We start from the raw sequence: 13,863 nt of genomic DNA, 5'->3' as shown, positions 1-13,863 counted from the left end.
GATTGTTTTCAAGCACACATGAAATAAAATCTTTATAGCGCATCAGTGCTGAGAGTGTTGCTCATAAAGCTCGGCTTTGGCATGACGCATCACATCTTCGCACGCCTGCTGCTGGGCTAACTGCGTTAGCAGACGCTGAGTGACTTCAAAGCCTTTACCTAAACACGTGTCTACTTCTTGGGAGCTAACCATTGGCGTCACGCGGTAGTCAATTTTTACCGTGCGCCCACCGCCTTCCAGTCGATCCGCAACACCCCTGAGCCGCCATGCGACTCTCTCTTTCCAAGAGGCTGATTCTTCCGCGCCTTCGTTTACGCTAAACGTGCACTGCCATTCCGGTTTGTAGACCTTCATAGGGAGAACCTCCAAAATTTTGGAAAGAATGATTGGTCGTTATTCGTACTCCGTCGTTTAAATATTTTGCGTTACCACTATATACCCAACCCAGCGGAAATATCGACACAAAACGTATACATGCCGGGCGACGCGCATAGCACCTTTCGGTTAGGCTATGAGTGATGTTGTGAAAGAGCTCCTGTTATGACCTTAACGACCCCTAAAGCGTGCCCCTGTAGTAACGATTTAACGTTGGATAGCTGCTGTGGTCGCTATCATCAAGGTGAGGTGGCGCCTACGCCTGAAGCACTGATGCGTTCTCGCTATGCCGCCTTTGCGCTAGGTCTTAACGACTATTTACTCGCGACATGGCACATATCAACGCGACCCAGCAGCCTGCCGCCTGACCCCGATACCGAGTGGAAAGGGCTCACTATTGTGGCCGCCGAGCCGCCGCTTGCGAATGTCGGTTACGTACACTTTCGCGCCTTTTTTTGTGAACAAAGGCGAGAGCATGGCCGTTGGCATGTGCTTGATGAAGTGTCTCGCTTTACGCATGAAGAACAGCGCTGGTGGTATGTGGATGGCACGCCCACGCTAACGCGTTTAAAGCCGCGCCGTAATGATCCGTGTCTATGTGGTAGCGGGCGTAAATTAAAGGTGTGTTGCGGTGAATAGTGGCATCGTTGAGCCTCAGCAAGCCGGTACTCAATGGTATCTGTACTTACTTGAGTGCCAGCGAGGCACCTATACTGGGATTACCAATAACCTAGAGAAGCGTTATCGGGCGCATTGCCTGGGTAAAGGGGCGCGTTACACGCGGGCGAACCCACCCGTTGCGCTATTGGGCGCCGAGCCGTTTGAGGATCGCGCCGCCGCCAGCCGGGCTGAATACCAGTTAAAGCAGCAAACAGCGAGCCAGAAACGCCGCTGGGCCAAACAGTGGCCGTGCCAGTTAGATGCCGATTAAGGAGCCTGCATGCTGACGTTTTACTCAGAAAAAAGCCGTTTGCGCCAAGCGCGTACCGAGTTACATGATGGCGCGTTGGTCACACCATTTGAGTGCCCTGAACGCCTTGATCTAGTGCTTAAACAACTCCGTCAATCTGGCCTTGGCGATATTTGCACGCCCAACGATTATGGCCTGGCGCCGGTACTGGCAGTGCATGACGAGCACTACGTCACGTTTTTAGCTAACTGTTGGAAAGAGTGGGCAGCGGCAGGACACGAAGGTGAGGCGATTCCCAACATCTGGCCGGCGCGCAGCATGCGCGGTGATCGCATTCCTCGCTCTATTAGTGGTCAGCTAGGTTACTACGCGCTGGCGGCAGAAACGTCGATTTCTGAAGGCACCTTTGAAGCCGCCATGGCGAGCAAAGATGTGGCACTTGGCGCGGTGGAGCATACCCTGCAAACCGGTGAACCAAGCTTCGGGCTATGTCGACCGCCCGGCCATCACGCTGCTTATGATCAGTTCGGCGGCTACTGCTTTTTCAATAATGCCGCGGTTGCTGCCCAGCGAGCGCTAGATGCAGGCAAACGCCGCGTTGCGGTCCTGGACGTTGATTTTCACCACGGCAACGGCACCCAGCAGATATTCTATAGCCGTGACGATGTGCTGTTTATATCGCTGCATGGCGATCCCGAGGTCACCTTCCCCTATTACTTGGGCTACGCTGATGAGAAGGGGGAAGGTAAGGGTGAGGGATTTAACGTCAATTACCCGTTGCCACCGGGCACCAGTGTGGCTACTTGGATGGCCACCCTTGAACACGCGTTAGTGCAGATTAAAGCCGCCGAGTGTGAGTGCCTGATCGTATCGCTGGGGGTCGATATCTTTGAGGGTGACCCGATCAGTGCCTTCACCTTTAGCAGCGCAGACTTCACCCTGCTAGGTGAACGCTTAGCTCAAGCAGGCCTACCCAGCGTGTTTCTGATGGAAGGGGGCTATGCGGTAGACGCAATCGGTGTCAATGTAGTCAACGTGTTACAAGGTTTTGAGCAGGCGCTAAACAAAAGTCTGTAACAACCTCTAAACAAGGGTAAAGGTTAACCAGTGACAGCGTGCCTTATATGGGGCAGGCTATGCCCCTTTCAACGGGGCAGGGAGCTCAAGCGTGGCAGTGTATGGTGGAATTCAGGCGCACGAATTGGAACGTTGGCTCAATGCCTTGACCAACGCCGCCTATGATCGTCGCTGCCCGCTGATAAAAGTACACGGTGGTAATGCCCGCGCACGCACTGCCCGGCAGAATTTATTACTGTTGGCCCATGATTACCGCAGTGGCCAGCGCTCCCGCGAAGAGAGCGCCTTTATCCTGGGGCGCTGGTGCGAAACGTACCTTTCCGAAGCGGAATGGTACGTGCTGGTCGGCACCCGCCAAGCACCTTCCCAGCCCCAAAATGAAGAAGAACGCAGCCTCAGCGTTCTCAAGCAGCACCGGGTGGGATAATTTCGTGTGCATGCAAGTGTATAGGCACGCAGCTTTAAAGCTCCCAAAGTGGGAGTTTTTTTGTGCGTGTACTGAAATCTCCATGTGTTAACGGCGGGATAAATAGGCGCGTGCTATACGATTATAGATTGACAAAAATTTAACAATATAAGTAGTTTGAAGTAATTACTACATACGACTAATGGTTTACGAACGCTCTGGGCAGCCTACATTGACGCTGATCAAAAGAAAACGCTGCCCACGAGCAGGGAGCATGGCATCTTGTGATAACGACACCCGCGCTATCGGTTCGCTCCTTGAGCGTGAATTTTGGTTCTAACTGCGTTGTTAATAATCTAAGTTTTGATGTTTATCCTGGCAAGACAACCGCCATCGTCGGTGAGTCAGGTTCAGGAAAGTCGGTGACGTCACTTGCCGTCATGCGTTTAGTTGAATACATGAACGCTGAGATTACCCAAGGCTCGATACATTTTTGTCGCGATGCCGAGGGGCATCAAACGCAAGACCTCGCGCAGCTTTCCGATAAGGCGATGCGCAAGATACGTGGCAAGGAAATCGCCATGATCTTTCAAGAGCCGATGACGTCGCTGAACCCGGTTTACACTATCGGTGACCAAATTACCGAAGTGCTCGTCCTACATGAAAAGCATACCAAGGCCACGGCACAAGCTGAGGCGGTCAAGCTGCTTAAGTTGGTGCGTTTGGCCGATGCAGAAGCACTGCTGAAGCGCTACCCTCATCAGCTATCGGGCGGCATGCGTCAGCGGGTAATGATCGCCATGGCTTTAGCTTGCCGACCCAAGGTGCTGGTAGCCGATGAGCCTACCACGGCACTGGACGTGACGATTCAGGCCCAGATTCTTACCATCATGCGCGACCTTCAGCAGGAGCTGGGGATGGCGGTTATCTTTATTACGCATGACATGGGCGTAGTCGCGGAGATGGCCGATCAAGTAGTGGTCATGCGCCATGGCGAGAAGGTCGAGGAAGCCTCAGTGGAGGAGATATTTGCCAATCCACAGCATCCTTACACTCAAGCTTTGCTCGCCGCAGTGCCAACGCTGGGGAGTATGCGAGGCGAGCCGCTGCCACGAATGGATCCTTTGGTTGAATTTAAGGCGAATGCGGCGGTGACGCGAGGTGAAAGCAAAACGCAGGATACCGCTAAAACCGATGCCACTCCGGTGGTAGAGGTGGAAAACCTAGTGACTCGCTTTGATATCCGTAAGGGTTTCTTTGGCGGCATTAGCCATCGAGTACATGCGGTAGAAAATGTCAGCTTCACTATTTTCCCTGGTGAAACCCTGGCGCTAGTCGGTGAGTCAGGTTCTGGAAAATCGACTATCGGCCGCACTATTCAGCAATTGCAAGAAAGTACCAGCGGCACGATACGCTTTAACGGTCAGGCGGTAGCAGACATGTCGCGCGCCGAAAAAATGCGCCTACGCCAGGAGGTGCAGTACATCTTCCAAGACCCGTTCGCCTCCTTAGATCCACGCAAAACGGTGGGCTTTTCGATTGCTGAGCCGATCCGCACCCATGGTTTGCTGCACGGTACAAAAGCGATACGCCAGCGGGTCGATCAACTGTTAGAGCGCGTTGGGCTAAGCGCAGAGCAGGCTGATCGCTATCCTCACGAGTTTTCGGGTGGCCAGCGGCAGCGAGTCTGTATCGCGCGCGCGCTGGCATCCAAGCCTAAGCTGATTATTGCGGACGAAGCGCTGTCTGCACTAGATGTGTCAATTCAGGCGCAGATTATTCATCTGCTCATGGAGTTGCAGCAAGACGAAGGCTTGGCCTATCTATTCATTAGCCATGACATGGCGGTGGTGGAAAAAATGAGCCATCGCGTTGCAGTTCTGCACCTAGGCCAAGTTGTCGAGCTGGGTGAGCGTCAAGCGGTATTCGATACACCTCAGCACTCTTACACCCGCAAACTTTTGAACGCCGTGCCAGTGGCGGACCCTGCCCATCGGCGAGAGCGAGTGTTGCTACAAGGCGATATTCTCAGCCCCATCCGCAAGGTCGGTGATGAGCCTGAGCATGTGCCGTTAGTGCAGGTGAGCACCGGTCATTTTGTTGCTCAGGAAACCGACGCTGACGCGCGTTTGGCATCTTAGTTGCCTGTTGAGCAACCGCCCGGCAGATAGTGCTCTAAAAAAAGCACCTTGCTGGTCATTTTCTAGCAAGGTTGGTGACAAAAAACAGGAGTGAATCTCATGCAAAAACCTAACATGCTAAAAACTAAAACGGTGCTCAATAGCGTGATCGCGAGCCTGGCATTAGGCGTTGCCTTTTCAGCATCGGCACAAGCGGGTTCGTTAACTATCGCATCACCCCAAGACCCTGGTACCTGGGATCCTATCGATACTTTTCTAGTCAATTGGGCATCGGTTGCCACCAATGTTTTCGATGGCTTAACGTATCGCGGTCCTGATTTGGAGCTGGTGCCCGGCTTGGCTACCAAGTGGGAGGAACTGGATGACGGCACCCGTATTCGTTTCACGCTGCGCGAAGGCGTCACTTTCCATAACGGCGAAACCTTCAATGCGCAGGCGGTAAAGTTCACCTTTGATCGTTTGCTGGGCGAGGAGGGTTCGCGGGGGCCGCAGCGTTCTAACTATACGGCGATTGAAAGCGTAGAAGTCATTGATGATTACACCGTAGACTTCCATCTCAATGAGCTGGATCCGGTGTTATTGACCAAGCTTGCTGGTTACGGTGCAATGATCGTACCGCCTGCTTACCTGGAAGAACATGGCGACGAGTATTTCAATACTCATCCCGTTGGCACTGGCCCCTTCAAGGTGGTGGCGTACAACCCTCGTGAGGATATCCAGCTGGAAGCTTTTGCCGGCCATTGGGGCGGCGCTCCGAAGCTGGAAAACGTAACCTATCGCTTTATTTCTGAGCCCTCCACCGCTGTCGCTGAGCTGCAGGCAGGGCGTGTTGATATCGTCATCCCTCCGACTATTCCTATCGGTATGATTGATACGATCCAAAATCACGACGGTGTGAGCATTGTCAGCGTATCTTCACCGACCGTGGAAGCGATTCGTTTTAACACCCAGTCAGGTATTACCGCCGATGAGCGCGTGCGTAAAGCGTTAATCATGGCCGTCGACCGCCAGGCTATTATTGACGCAATTTTAGCTGGCGAAGGCGAGATGATTGCCAGCTTCCAGGGCGCTCAGTCGTTTGGTCATGATCCTGAAATGAAACCGCTGCCCTATGATCCACAGCAGGCTCGCCAGCTGTTGGATGATGCCGGCATCGAGCCTGGCGCTACCGTGCAGATTGATGTGCGAGGTAACGACGCGACCTTTGGCGAGGTGGCTCAAGTCGTCGCTTCCTATCTGCAGGCCGTAGGCGTAACCGCTTCAATCCAGCCTTATGAAACCAATGTGCTGCTGAACGACATTATCCCCGCAGGGCGTACGGGCGAGATGTTCCAGCAAAAGTGGGGTGGTTGGACGTTCGATTTCGATAACACTGCTTACTTGATGTACCACAGCGGCGAGCGCTGGAATCCTTACGACAGCGACCCTGAATTAGATGAAATGCTAGAAGCACAGCGCAGTATTTCAGACAAGGATGAGCGTGAAGCGCTGCTTCAGGCGATTGCACGCTATACCCAAGATCGCGCTCTGGAAATGCCGCTTTACAGTATTAATGCCTTGTACGGTGTGAACGATCGCGTCGAGAACTTTGAGCCTGCTCCGGATAACCGTATGCGCCTGACCGATGTCGACGTCGCTGACTGAAATGTGACGCAACCTGGCCGCTTGAAAGAGCGGCCAGGTGCGTGACAGCAGGCACTTCATCTAACGGCGATACGCGCTTAAGAGCAAAGAGGTCATAGTGGCAAAGTTTCTTTTATATCGAATACTGCAGGCTATTTTCGTGGTGATTGCCGTTACGCTAATCGTGTCTTTTGCGATTCGGCTTACCGGCGACCCGGCGGTGATGCTAGCGCAAGGCGCGGGCAGTATCACCGAGGCAGACCTGGTAAGAATTCGTGAAGCATTAGGCTTGAATCAATCTTTCCTGGCGCAGTATCTGGAGTTCTTGCGTGGCTTATTAGTGGGCGATTTTGGCCGCAGCTTTATGGGTGGTGCCCCGGTAAGTGACCTCATTGGGCGTGCTTTACCTGCGACCCTCGCGTTAGCCTTCGTTTCACTGCTGTTGTCTATAGTGATCTCTATTCCGTTAGGCATTAAAGCGGCAGTATCGCGAGGCAAGTGGCCGGATCAAATGATTAGGATTCTTTCCCTGATAGGGCTCTCTTTTCCTAACTTTTGGCTAGCTATCATGCTTGTGCTGCTCTTCTCGATTACCTTCAATCTACTGCCGCCCAGCGGTATGGAGGGGATCGCTAGCTTTATTATGCCCGCTGCCACTATGGCGATCATTTTGACCGCTACTAACGTACGACTAGTGCGAACGACCATGCTGGATACGCTGCGCTCACAATACATTATGGTGGCGCGTGCCAAAGGGCTTTCTAATAACGTGGTGCTCTACAAGCATGCGCTACGCAACTGCTCTATCCCGTTGATTACTTATTTCGGTTTGCAGTTTGGCGGGCTGCTGGGCGGTATTGTCGTGGTCGAGCGAGTCTTTAACTGGCCGGGGCTGGGCACGCTAGCATTCGAAGCGGTGTCGTCGCGTGACTATCCCGTCTTACAAGGCGTTATTACGGTGCTCTCGTTAATGATCATCTCTATCAACCTAATCGTTGATATCGCTTATGGCTTGGTCGACCCTAGGGTACGTAAGGAATAACCATGATGGCTGCTCTCAAAACCGATAAATTAAGACGTTTTAAAAACCTAGAGTTTATTCTCGGTGTGCTGCTATTTGGTGGTATTGGCTTGGCGGTTATTTTCTCTGGCTGGTTGTTTCCGGGCGGCGGCTCGGAGTTAAATTTAGCCTATCGCTTAACGCCGCCGTTAACAGAAGCTGGCTTTCCCTTCGGCACGGACCCGCTAGGTCGGGATGTACTGGCTCGGGTCATTATCGGCGGAGAAATCTCGCTGAAAGTCGGTGTGTACTCTGCACTCGGTGCGGTAGTTATCGGCATTATTATGGGCTTAATATCCGGCTACTATGGCGGATTTATAGACATGATTGTCATGCGCTTTGCCGATGTACAGCTCGCGCTGCCTTTCATTCTATTGGCGATTACCTTTATTGCGGTGATTGGTGGTGGCCTGGCCAACATGATCATCTTGCTGATTATTTCCCAGTGGGTGCAGTACGCGCGTCTAGTTCGGGGGTCGGTACTTTCGCTACGAGATCGCGAGTTTATCCTGGCGGCCAAAGCGATCGGGGTAAAAGATATCCGCATTCTCTTCCAACATTTGCTGCCCAATTTGATTGGCCCCGTCATCGTGCTGATGACCCTCAACGTGGCGAATAACATTTTGTTGGAAAGCAGCCTGACCTTTTTAGGACTAGGCGTAGACCCCGTCATTCCTAGCTGGGGCGGCATGTTGGCGGAAGGGCGGACTTATCTGCAAACGGCGTGGTGGGTTAGCGTGTTTCCTGGCCTAGCGATTTTGTTAACCGTGCTAGGGCTTAACTTGCTCGGCGACTGGCTGCGCGATGCGCTTGATCCCACCGGACGCACCTCTTTATGAATAAGACCAATAGCACCCAGGTAACGACGCTACTTGAGCGCTCTTTTCCACGCACCACGCGTACCTTGCTGGAAACATACGCCACGCCAGCCTATCAAGGATATCGCCTAGAGGCCTGGGTGTTTGATGATGAAGCCGAGCGCCAACGTACACAGGCTGCTTTCAAAGCGGCCGGGGTCAGCGCTTGTCTACGCAGTGCCTACAAGCCGCTAGCGCATTTCTTTTTGGAAGAGCTTAGCTGGGTGTCACTGACGTCACTGGTGATTGAGTATCCGGTGTTGGAGCACTTGCCGCGTCGGTTTCTGCTAGAAGCTTATCCGCTTGCCGCACTGCTTCCACAAGACGTTACGTTACGCTGGGAGGGCGTTGAGACACCGGCGGCCCACTACAGCGTTAAGGTGGAACGCAGCTCAGGTAATCAGGAAACGTATCATGTTGCCGCGCCCAACCGATATCATCAAGATCATGTTGGCGAGGACCAGTATTCACCCTGCGGTTGGCTGCGGCTAACCTCGCCTCAGGGCGAAATGAGCGAATCGGTGATTGAGACAGATTACGAAGCGCTCTATCTGGCGGCGATGTCGACGCTAGCGTCAGCGCGGTGGCAGAGCGCATCGCCGTACTTCGAAGAGCTCAATTTCACGGTGCATTTACCCAGCAGCGACCGCCGCTTGGCGTGGGACGATGAGCATATTAGCCTCAGCGAAGCGCTCCACGAAGAGCTGTATTTTTCTACTTTGGAGTATTTTCAGCGTCAAGCGGGCTTAGCATTGGGAGATCGTTCGATTCAACCGGGCCAGATTGTGCCGGAAGTGTCGACCCAAGGTGAAACTGCCTACTTGCGAGTGAGCTTACGGCCCTTGGACTCATCGCCATCGCCACGTGCTGCCGTGGCGCTAGATACGGCTTCGCAGGCTATTAGCACTGAGCAGGTCAAGCAGACATTGGCTGCGCTGAGCGGCCAAGCGCTGTATGCAAGTACTCGTGCGGGCAGAGCGGTAGAAGCGCGCTATGTCGTCGGCAGCGACCGTGCTGTGATGATCAGTGCTGGGCAGCACGCCAACGAAACATCGGGTGTTGTCGGGGCATTGCGTGCGGCTGAGCAGCTTGGCGCGCAACCGCAGGCACACTTTGTTATTTCTCCTTTAGAGAATCCCGACGGCTACGCTCTACAGAATCGACTCATCGCTACGCAGCCGCGTCATATGCATCATGCCGCGCGCTATACCGCTTTCGGTAATGATCTGCAGAGTCAGCCGCTAGGCCAGCCTTTCGAACATGCCATTCGCGAACAGGCTTTTGCGGCCAGCAGTGCCGGGCTGCATGTTAATCTGCATGGCTATCCTGCTCATGAATGGACGCGACCATTAACGGGCTACGTGCCCCGTGGCTTTGAAATGTGGACGATTCCTAAGGGATTCTTTTTGATTCTTCGCCACCAGCCAGGGTGGGAAATGGCAGCGATGCAATTAGTCGAAGCCGTTACTCAGGCGCTTGCGCAAGTGCCGGGGCTTGTCGAGCTTAATGCCACGCAAATCGCGCTGTTTGAAACCCATGCGGGCGCGCTCACGTTTCCGGTGCTGAATGGCTTTCCTTATCTCATGTCGGAAGATGCTGATCAGTTAACACCATTAATGCTGATTACCGAATATCCTGACGAGACCGTAACCGGCGATGCGTTTGTGCAAGCGCATACCGCCCAAATGGCAACGGTTGTGGCGGCCTATAAGGCCTTCCAGGCACTCGCATTGAACGACTAAGCACTAGCAGAAGGCGGGATGACATTGAAGCGCCCGGCGATTGGCACTAACCCCAATCGCCGGGCGTTTTGCTTAGCTTAAGCGATGCGGCGTTTAGTTTGCGTTTTGCTACCCGCAAAACCGGCAGCGCTGCTGATCAGTGCCGCGATAACCATGGCAATGAAGATCATCAGAGCCGAGTTGCGGATGCTCTCGGTGGCGTTCTCGGCGGTTTCACGCAGCGATTGCTCTGCCTGGGCAAGTTCTTCTTGAGCCTGCTGAATGCGGGATTCTAAGCGGTCGATTTGACGCTCAAGCTCATTAATACCTGAATCAAGGCGCGCCATGGACTCATCAACGAAGTTTTCAGCTTCGGGCTGGGTCATATCCGTATTGTTTGTTAAGGCATTGACCAGTGCATCGCGGTCTACGTCCTGCTGGATGTTTTCAAGCCGAGTGCGCTGTTTTTCAAGCAGCTCATTGAGAATGGCTTCGTACTCCATAGGGTTATTGGCAAGGCTCCTAACGGCTGTTTGAATATCGCCGACGGCATCTTGAGCTTGGTTACGTAGGTGCTCTGGCTGCAGTGACTCAGCGCCGGTGTCGCGCAGTATCTGGTTAACCTGATTACGAATGTTCTGGTCATCCAGCGGTGAGTCAGTGCCTGGATCGAAGTCGAAATTCTCGCTCAACTGTGCGCCAAGTGACGATGTTGCACTGCCGATGCCTTGCGCAACGCTCCTCGTTACCTGACCGGCACCTGATAAAATCGAGCCAATAGCGCTAGCGCCACTCGATGCTACTTGACCAGCAGCGAAGCCTATCAGCGCAAAAGACAGAATGGTTGCGGTTGCCCAGCTCAAAAATCCGTGTATGAAACCGTTACTATTGGCCAAGCGGCCAGCCACAAAACCACCTGCGGCAAAGCTTGCGATCAAGAAAGCGGCAGAAGAGATGCCAAAGGCAGTACCCAGCCCATCAAAGGGGTTGTCGGACATCGGGTCAATCACGCTAGAACCGATCGCCGTCCCAAGGAGTGATAGCAGAGCAGAAAGGGCAAGGACGGTCACCACACCAGCAATGACGCTTCCCTATGACACGCGGTCGATTGACTCGCGAAACGATCCAATAGTGGTTTCTGACATGGTCTACTCCTTTTATCGAGCACTTACTAAGGTGCCCTTCAGTAAGTCGGCGCTTGTGGGCGGCGACTCGTCTTCCGTTGAAATAAGCCGTATTCGTGGTTGATCCTATTGACGCCCTCATACATTTTCAAGATAGCAAAGGATGTGACGATAAGAGTTGTTATTTTTGTTTTGTTTTCTTTAATCTTTAAAGGGCTGAGGATTGGGCTGCTTTATGGCCTGAGACTCCTCAGGAAAGGCCCTACTAAGGCAACACTGAAAAGCGTGTGCGTTGAGCAATTACTTTCACTTATAAAGACCAGTAAGCGAGCCAATGACCGATTTATTCTGGTACCAGTATTTTCTTATCGGGTTGGTTTTCGCCTGGAGCGGTTTTGTGAGAACCAGCCTAGGCTTTGGCGGCGCGGTGCTGGCGCTGCCCTTTCTGCTATTAGTGGTGAACGAGCCGCTCGTCTTTCTGCCGATTATCGCTATTCATCTGATGATTTTTTCCAGCTGGATTGCGTGGAACGGGCATCGCCAACTGCAAAAAGAAGGGCTGGGGGCCTCAAGCGCAGAAAGCAATATTGACTGGGGCTATCTTTTCAAAGCCTTGAAAATCATGATCATCCCTAAACTCATTGGCGTGATAGGGCTGCTGACGCTACCCGCTAAGGTGATGACCAGTATTATTTTCGGCATTGTGATTATCTATGCCATTGGCTATTTGCTAAACAAACCGTTCAAAAGCAAAAATAAATACGTTGATTACGTACTGCTGGCGCTCGGCGGGTACGTTAGCGGCACCTCGTTGATTGGTGCACCGCTGATTGTGGCGGTGTTTGCCACTCATGTGGCCAAAGAGCAGCTACGGGATACCATGTTTGTGCTGTGGTTTATCCTGGTAGTCATCAAGATGGTCTCGTTCCTGATTGCAGGCGTAGACCTTCAGCTAATCCATCAGCTGTGGCTGCTGCCCTGCGCTTTTCTTGGCCATCTTCTGGGCGAGAAGGCCCATCGCTATATGCTTAAAGCGGATACGGGCCTGTTCTTTCGCATTCTGGGTGGGGTATTACTGCTGGTTAGCGTGGTGGGGCTGGTACATCCGCCAGCGTAGCCTAGGCCTTTAAGCGCCGCTGCCTAAAGCTGGCTGTCGGCGCGTAAATAGGTGTTGCTGAGTATCAGCAGGGCGACTGCGAACAGGCAGCAAAGTACCGCCATGGCGGTGTAAACATTGCGCAAGGAATCGAGCCAAATCAACGCGAGGGCGACCACGACCGGCGACACAAACTGTCCGAAAAAGAAGGTCGAGGTAAAGCCGCCAAACACTCGGCCGCGCACCCGCTGAGGCGTAATGCGCATTAGCCAGGTGGTGGTATTGGGCATAAAAGCGCCCAGCCCCAGGCCGGAAATAGCCGCACCGACGATCGCCAGGGCATAGCTTGTGGTTAATCCCACCACCAAAAATCCGGCGGCTGCCAGCAAGAAGCCTAAGATATAAATCGTCATGACCGATAAGAAGGGCTTGTAGTAACCATAGCCAAAGGCAACGATACTGGCCGTAAGAGCGGCCGTGGAAAGCGCAATACCAATTAGTAAACCGCTGGTTTCGCCTGACTGAGAAAGCAAAAAGGGCAACTGGGCGGGAAACATGTAAAACATCATCATACTTATCATGGCGATAAAATAAGCCAGCCCAGTACGCCAATAGTCCACGGTGACAGGCGCATCGCTTATACCACTGCGGGTGATGCCCGCATTTTTGGGCTCCTGTAGAACCGCCAATGCGTATGGCAGCAGCAGAACCCCGGTTAGATAAAGTAGAAACGGCCCGCGCCAGCTCCAATCGGAAAGTATTCCACCCAGATTAATGAAAACTACCCCGCCCAGCGCCATGCAGCTACTCTGCAGCCCCAGAAAGCGCACGCGCTCGTGGCCATCAAAATAATCGCCCACCAGGGTGGTGCTGATACTGAGAATGCCTGCTACCGCTATGCCCATTAAGGCCCGTGAACTTAAGAGTAAATCTACGCGATCGATAAAAAAGCCCGCAACCCCTGCAAAACCATAGATAAACAGCATCATCAGCAGCAGTTTCTTGCGCCCAAACCGATCGGCAAGATAGCCCATGAGCGGGCTAAACAGCGTAATCATCAGCGCTGGAATAGTCAGAATTAGCTGGATCAACACCTGAGGCTGGTCAGGAAAATGACGGCTGATTCCCGGTAGTGCTGGTGCAATGATTGCGCCCGACATCACCGTCATGGTGCTGGCAAACAGCAGCACGGCTTTAATATGCGTTAAGGAGCTAATAGTCTTTTTCCACATCAAGAGAGGGAAGAGCGTTTAAAGCGAAGCGCTGATCTTAGCATGTTTATTAGCAGGCTAGTTATCGCCTGGGGTGAACCCGGCATCAAGGTGTAAAGGCTAGCCGTCATGGCTGAAGGCTCAATGATTATCCAACAAAAAACGGCCAATTGCTGTGTTAGCTAAGTGGCCGTTTTTACTGAATTCTTTGGTCGGAATAGCAGGATTCGAACCTACGACCTCTGCCTCCCGAAGGCAGCGC

13 protein-coding genes are annotated in these 13,863 nt (G+C 53.0%); 10 read left to right on the top strand and 3 right to left on the bottom strand.

The annotated features are described in order from the left end of the window. Positions 1-42 precede the first annotated feature (42 nt). Positions 43-354: a hypothetical protein gene (locus ACTH5D_RS05530; protein ID WP_441669155.1), complete on the bottom strand. Its 312-nt coding sequence runs from the start codon at positions 352-354 to the stop codon at positions 43-45. A gap of 186 nt (positions 355-540) precedes the next feature. Between ACTH5D_RS05530 and ACTH5D_RS05525 the strand changes: the two genes are divergently transcribed. From ACTH5D_RS05525 to ACTH5D_RS05485, 9 genes are all read left to right on the top strand, one after another. Beyond that, positions 541-1,014, top strand: a complete 474-nt coding sequence (locus ACTH5D_RS05525; RefSeq protein ID WP_441669153.1) for a YchJ family protein — start codon at positions 541-543, stop codon at positions 1,012-1,014. Then, on the top strand, positions 1,007-1,306 hold the full coding sequence (locus ACTH5D_RS05520) for a GIY-YIG nuclease family protein (protein WP_441669151.1): 300 nt from the start codon (positions 1,007-1,009) through the stop codon (positions 1,304-1,306). Before ACTH5D_RS05525 ends, ACTH5D_RS05520 begins: the two co-directional genes overlap by 8 nt. 9 nt (positions 1,307-1,315) lie before the next feature. Continuing rightward, on the top strand, positions 1,316-2,362 hold the full coding sequence (locus ACTH5D_RS05515; RefSeq protein ID WP_441669149.1) for a histone deacetylase family protein: 1,047 nt from the start codon (positions 1,316-1,318) through the stop codon (positions 2,360-2,362). Positions 2,363-2,453: 91 nt separating this feature from the next. Then, positions 2,454-2,789, top strand: a complete 336-nt coding sequence (locus tag ACTH5D_RS05510) for a hypothetical protein (RefSeq protein ID WP_441669147.1) — start codon at positions 2,454-2,456, stop codon at positions 2,787-2,789. Positions 2,790-3,052: 263 nt separating this feature from the next. Next, positions 3,053-4,909 (top strand): ABC transporter ATP-binding protein, encoded by a 1,857-nt coding sequence (locus ACTH5D_RS05505; protein WP_441669145.1) that lies wholly within the window; start codon positions 3,053-3,055, stop codon positions 4,907-4,909. Positions 4,910-5,023: 114 nt separating this feature from the next. Next, the gene (locus tag ACTH5D_RS05500; RefSeq protein WP_441669211.1) at positions 5,024-6,553 is read left to right on the top strand and encodes an ABC transporter substrate-binding protein; all 1,530 of its coding nucleotides are present in this window, start codon (positions 5,024-5,026) and stop codon (positions 6,551-6,553) included. 97 nt (positions 6,554-6,650) lie between these two features. After that, positions 6,651-7,574, top strand: coding sequence for an ABC transporter permease (locus ACTH5D_RS05495; protein WP_441669143.1), 924 nt, complete (start codon positions 6,651-6,653; stop codon positions 7,572-7,574). Positions 7,575-7,576: 2 nt separating this feature from the next. After that, positions 7,577-8,431, top strand: coding sequence for an ABC transporter permease (locus ACTH5D_RS05490; protein WP_441669141.1), 855 nt, complete (start codon positions 7,577-7,579; stop codon positions 8,429-8,431). Next, entirely contained in the window at positions 8,428-10,191 is a 1,764-nt protein-coding gene (locus ACTH5D_RS05485; protein WP_441669139.1) for a peptidase M14, read from the top strand. The genes ACTH5D_RS05490 and ACTH5D_RS05485 overlap by 4 nt, the downstream gene beginning before the upstream one ends. A 77-nt stretch (positions 10,192-10,268) precedes the next feature. Here ACTH5D_RS05485 and ACTH5D_RS05480 read toward each other — a convergent pair whose 3' ends face one another. Continuing rightward, entirely contained in the window at positions 10,269-11,240 is a 972-nt protein-coding gene (locus ACTH5D_RS05480) for a hypothetical protein (RefSeq protein ID WP_441669137.1), read from the bottom strand. Positions 11,241-11,628: 388 nt separating this feature from the next. Between ACTH5D_RS05480 and ACTH5D_RS05475 the strand changes: the two genes are divergently transcribed. Continuing rightward, the gene (locus ACTH5D_RS05475) at positions 11,629-12,411 is read left to right on the top strand and encodes a TSUP family transporter (protein WP_441669135.1); all 783 of its coding nucleotides are present in this window, start codon (positions 11,629-11,631) and stop codon (positions 12,409-12,411) included. A gap of 23 nt (positions 12,412-12,434) precedes the next feature. Here the strand turns inward: ACTH5D_RS05475 and ACTH5D_RS05470 are convergent, their stop codons facing one another. Further along, positions 12,435-13,622: an MFS transporter gene (locus ACTH5D_RS05470; RefSeq protein WP_441669209.1), complete on the bottom strand. Its 1,188-nt coding sequence runs from the start codon at positions 13,620-13,622 to the stop codon at positions 12,435-12,437. Between the last annotated feature and the right edge of the window lie 241 nt (positions 13,623-13,863).

The sequence above is a fragment of the Halomonas sp. genome, from assembly GCF_052095695.1.
Taxonomy (GTDB): domain Bacteria; phylum Pseudomonadota; class Gammaproteobacteria; order Pseudomonadales; family Halomonadaceae; genus Vreelandella.
The sequence above is the reverse complement of the archived record's forward strand: the minus strand, read 5'-3'. Positions and strand labels throughout refer to the sequence as shown.

Bases quoted from the DNA above. Each gene is read 5' to 3' on its own strand.
- ACTH5D_RS05470 (WP_441669209.1), bottom strand. From the start codon at position 13,622: ATGTGGAAAAAGACTATTAGCTCCTTAACGCATATTAAAGCCGTGCTG.
- ACTH5D_RS05490 (WP_441669141.1), top strand. From the start codon at position 7,577: ATGATGGCTGCTCTCAAAACCGATAAATTAAGACGTTTTAAAAACCTA.
- ACTH5D_RS05515 (WP_441669149.1), top strand. From the start codon at position 1,316: ATGCTGACGTTTTACTCAGAAAAAAGCCGTTTGCGCCAAGCGCGTACC.
- ACTH5D_RS05475 (WP_441669135.1), top strand. From the start codon at position 11,629: ATGACCGATTTATTCTGGTACCAGTATTTTCTTATCGGGTTGGTTTTC.
- ACTH5D_RS05525 (WP_441669153.1), top strand. From the start codon at position 541: ATGACCTTAACGACCCCTAAAGCGTGCCCCTGTAGTAACGATTTAACG.
- ACTH5D_RS05500 (WP_441669211.1), top strand. From the start codon at position 5,024: ATGCTAAAAACTAAAACGGTGCTCAATAGCGTGATCGCGAGCCTGGCA.
- ACTH5D_RS05530 (WP_441669155.1), bottom strand. From the start codon at position 354: ATGAAGGTCTACAAACCGGAATGGCAGTGCACGTTTAGCGTAAACGAA.
- ACTH5D_RS05485 (WP_441669139.1), top strand. From the start codon at position 8,428: ATGAATAAGACCAATAGCACCCAGGTAACGACGCTACTTGAGCGCTCT.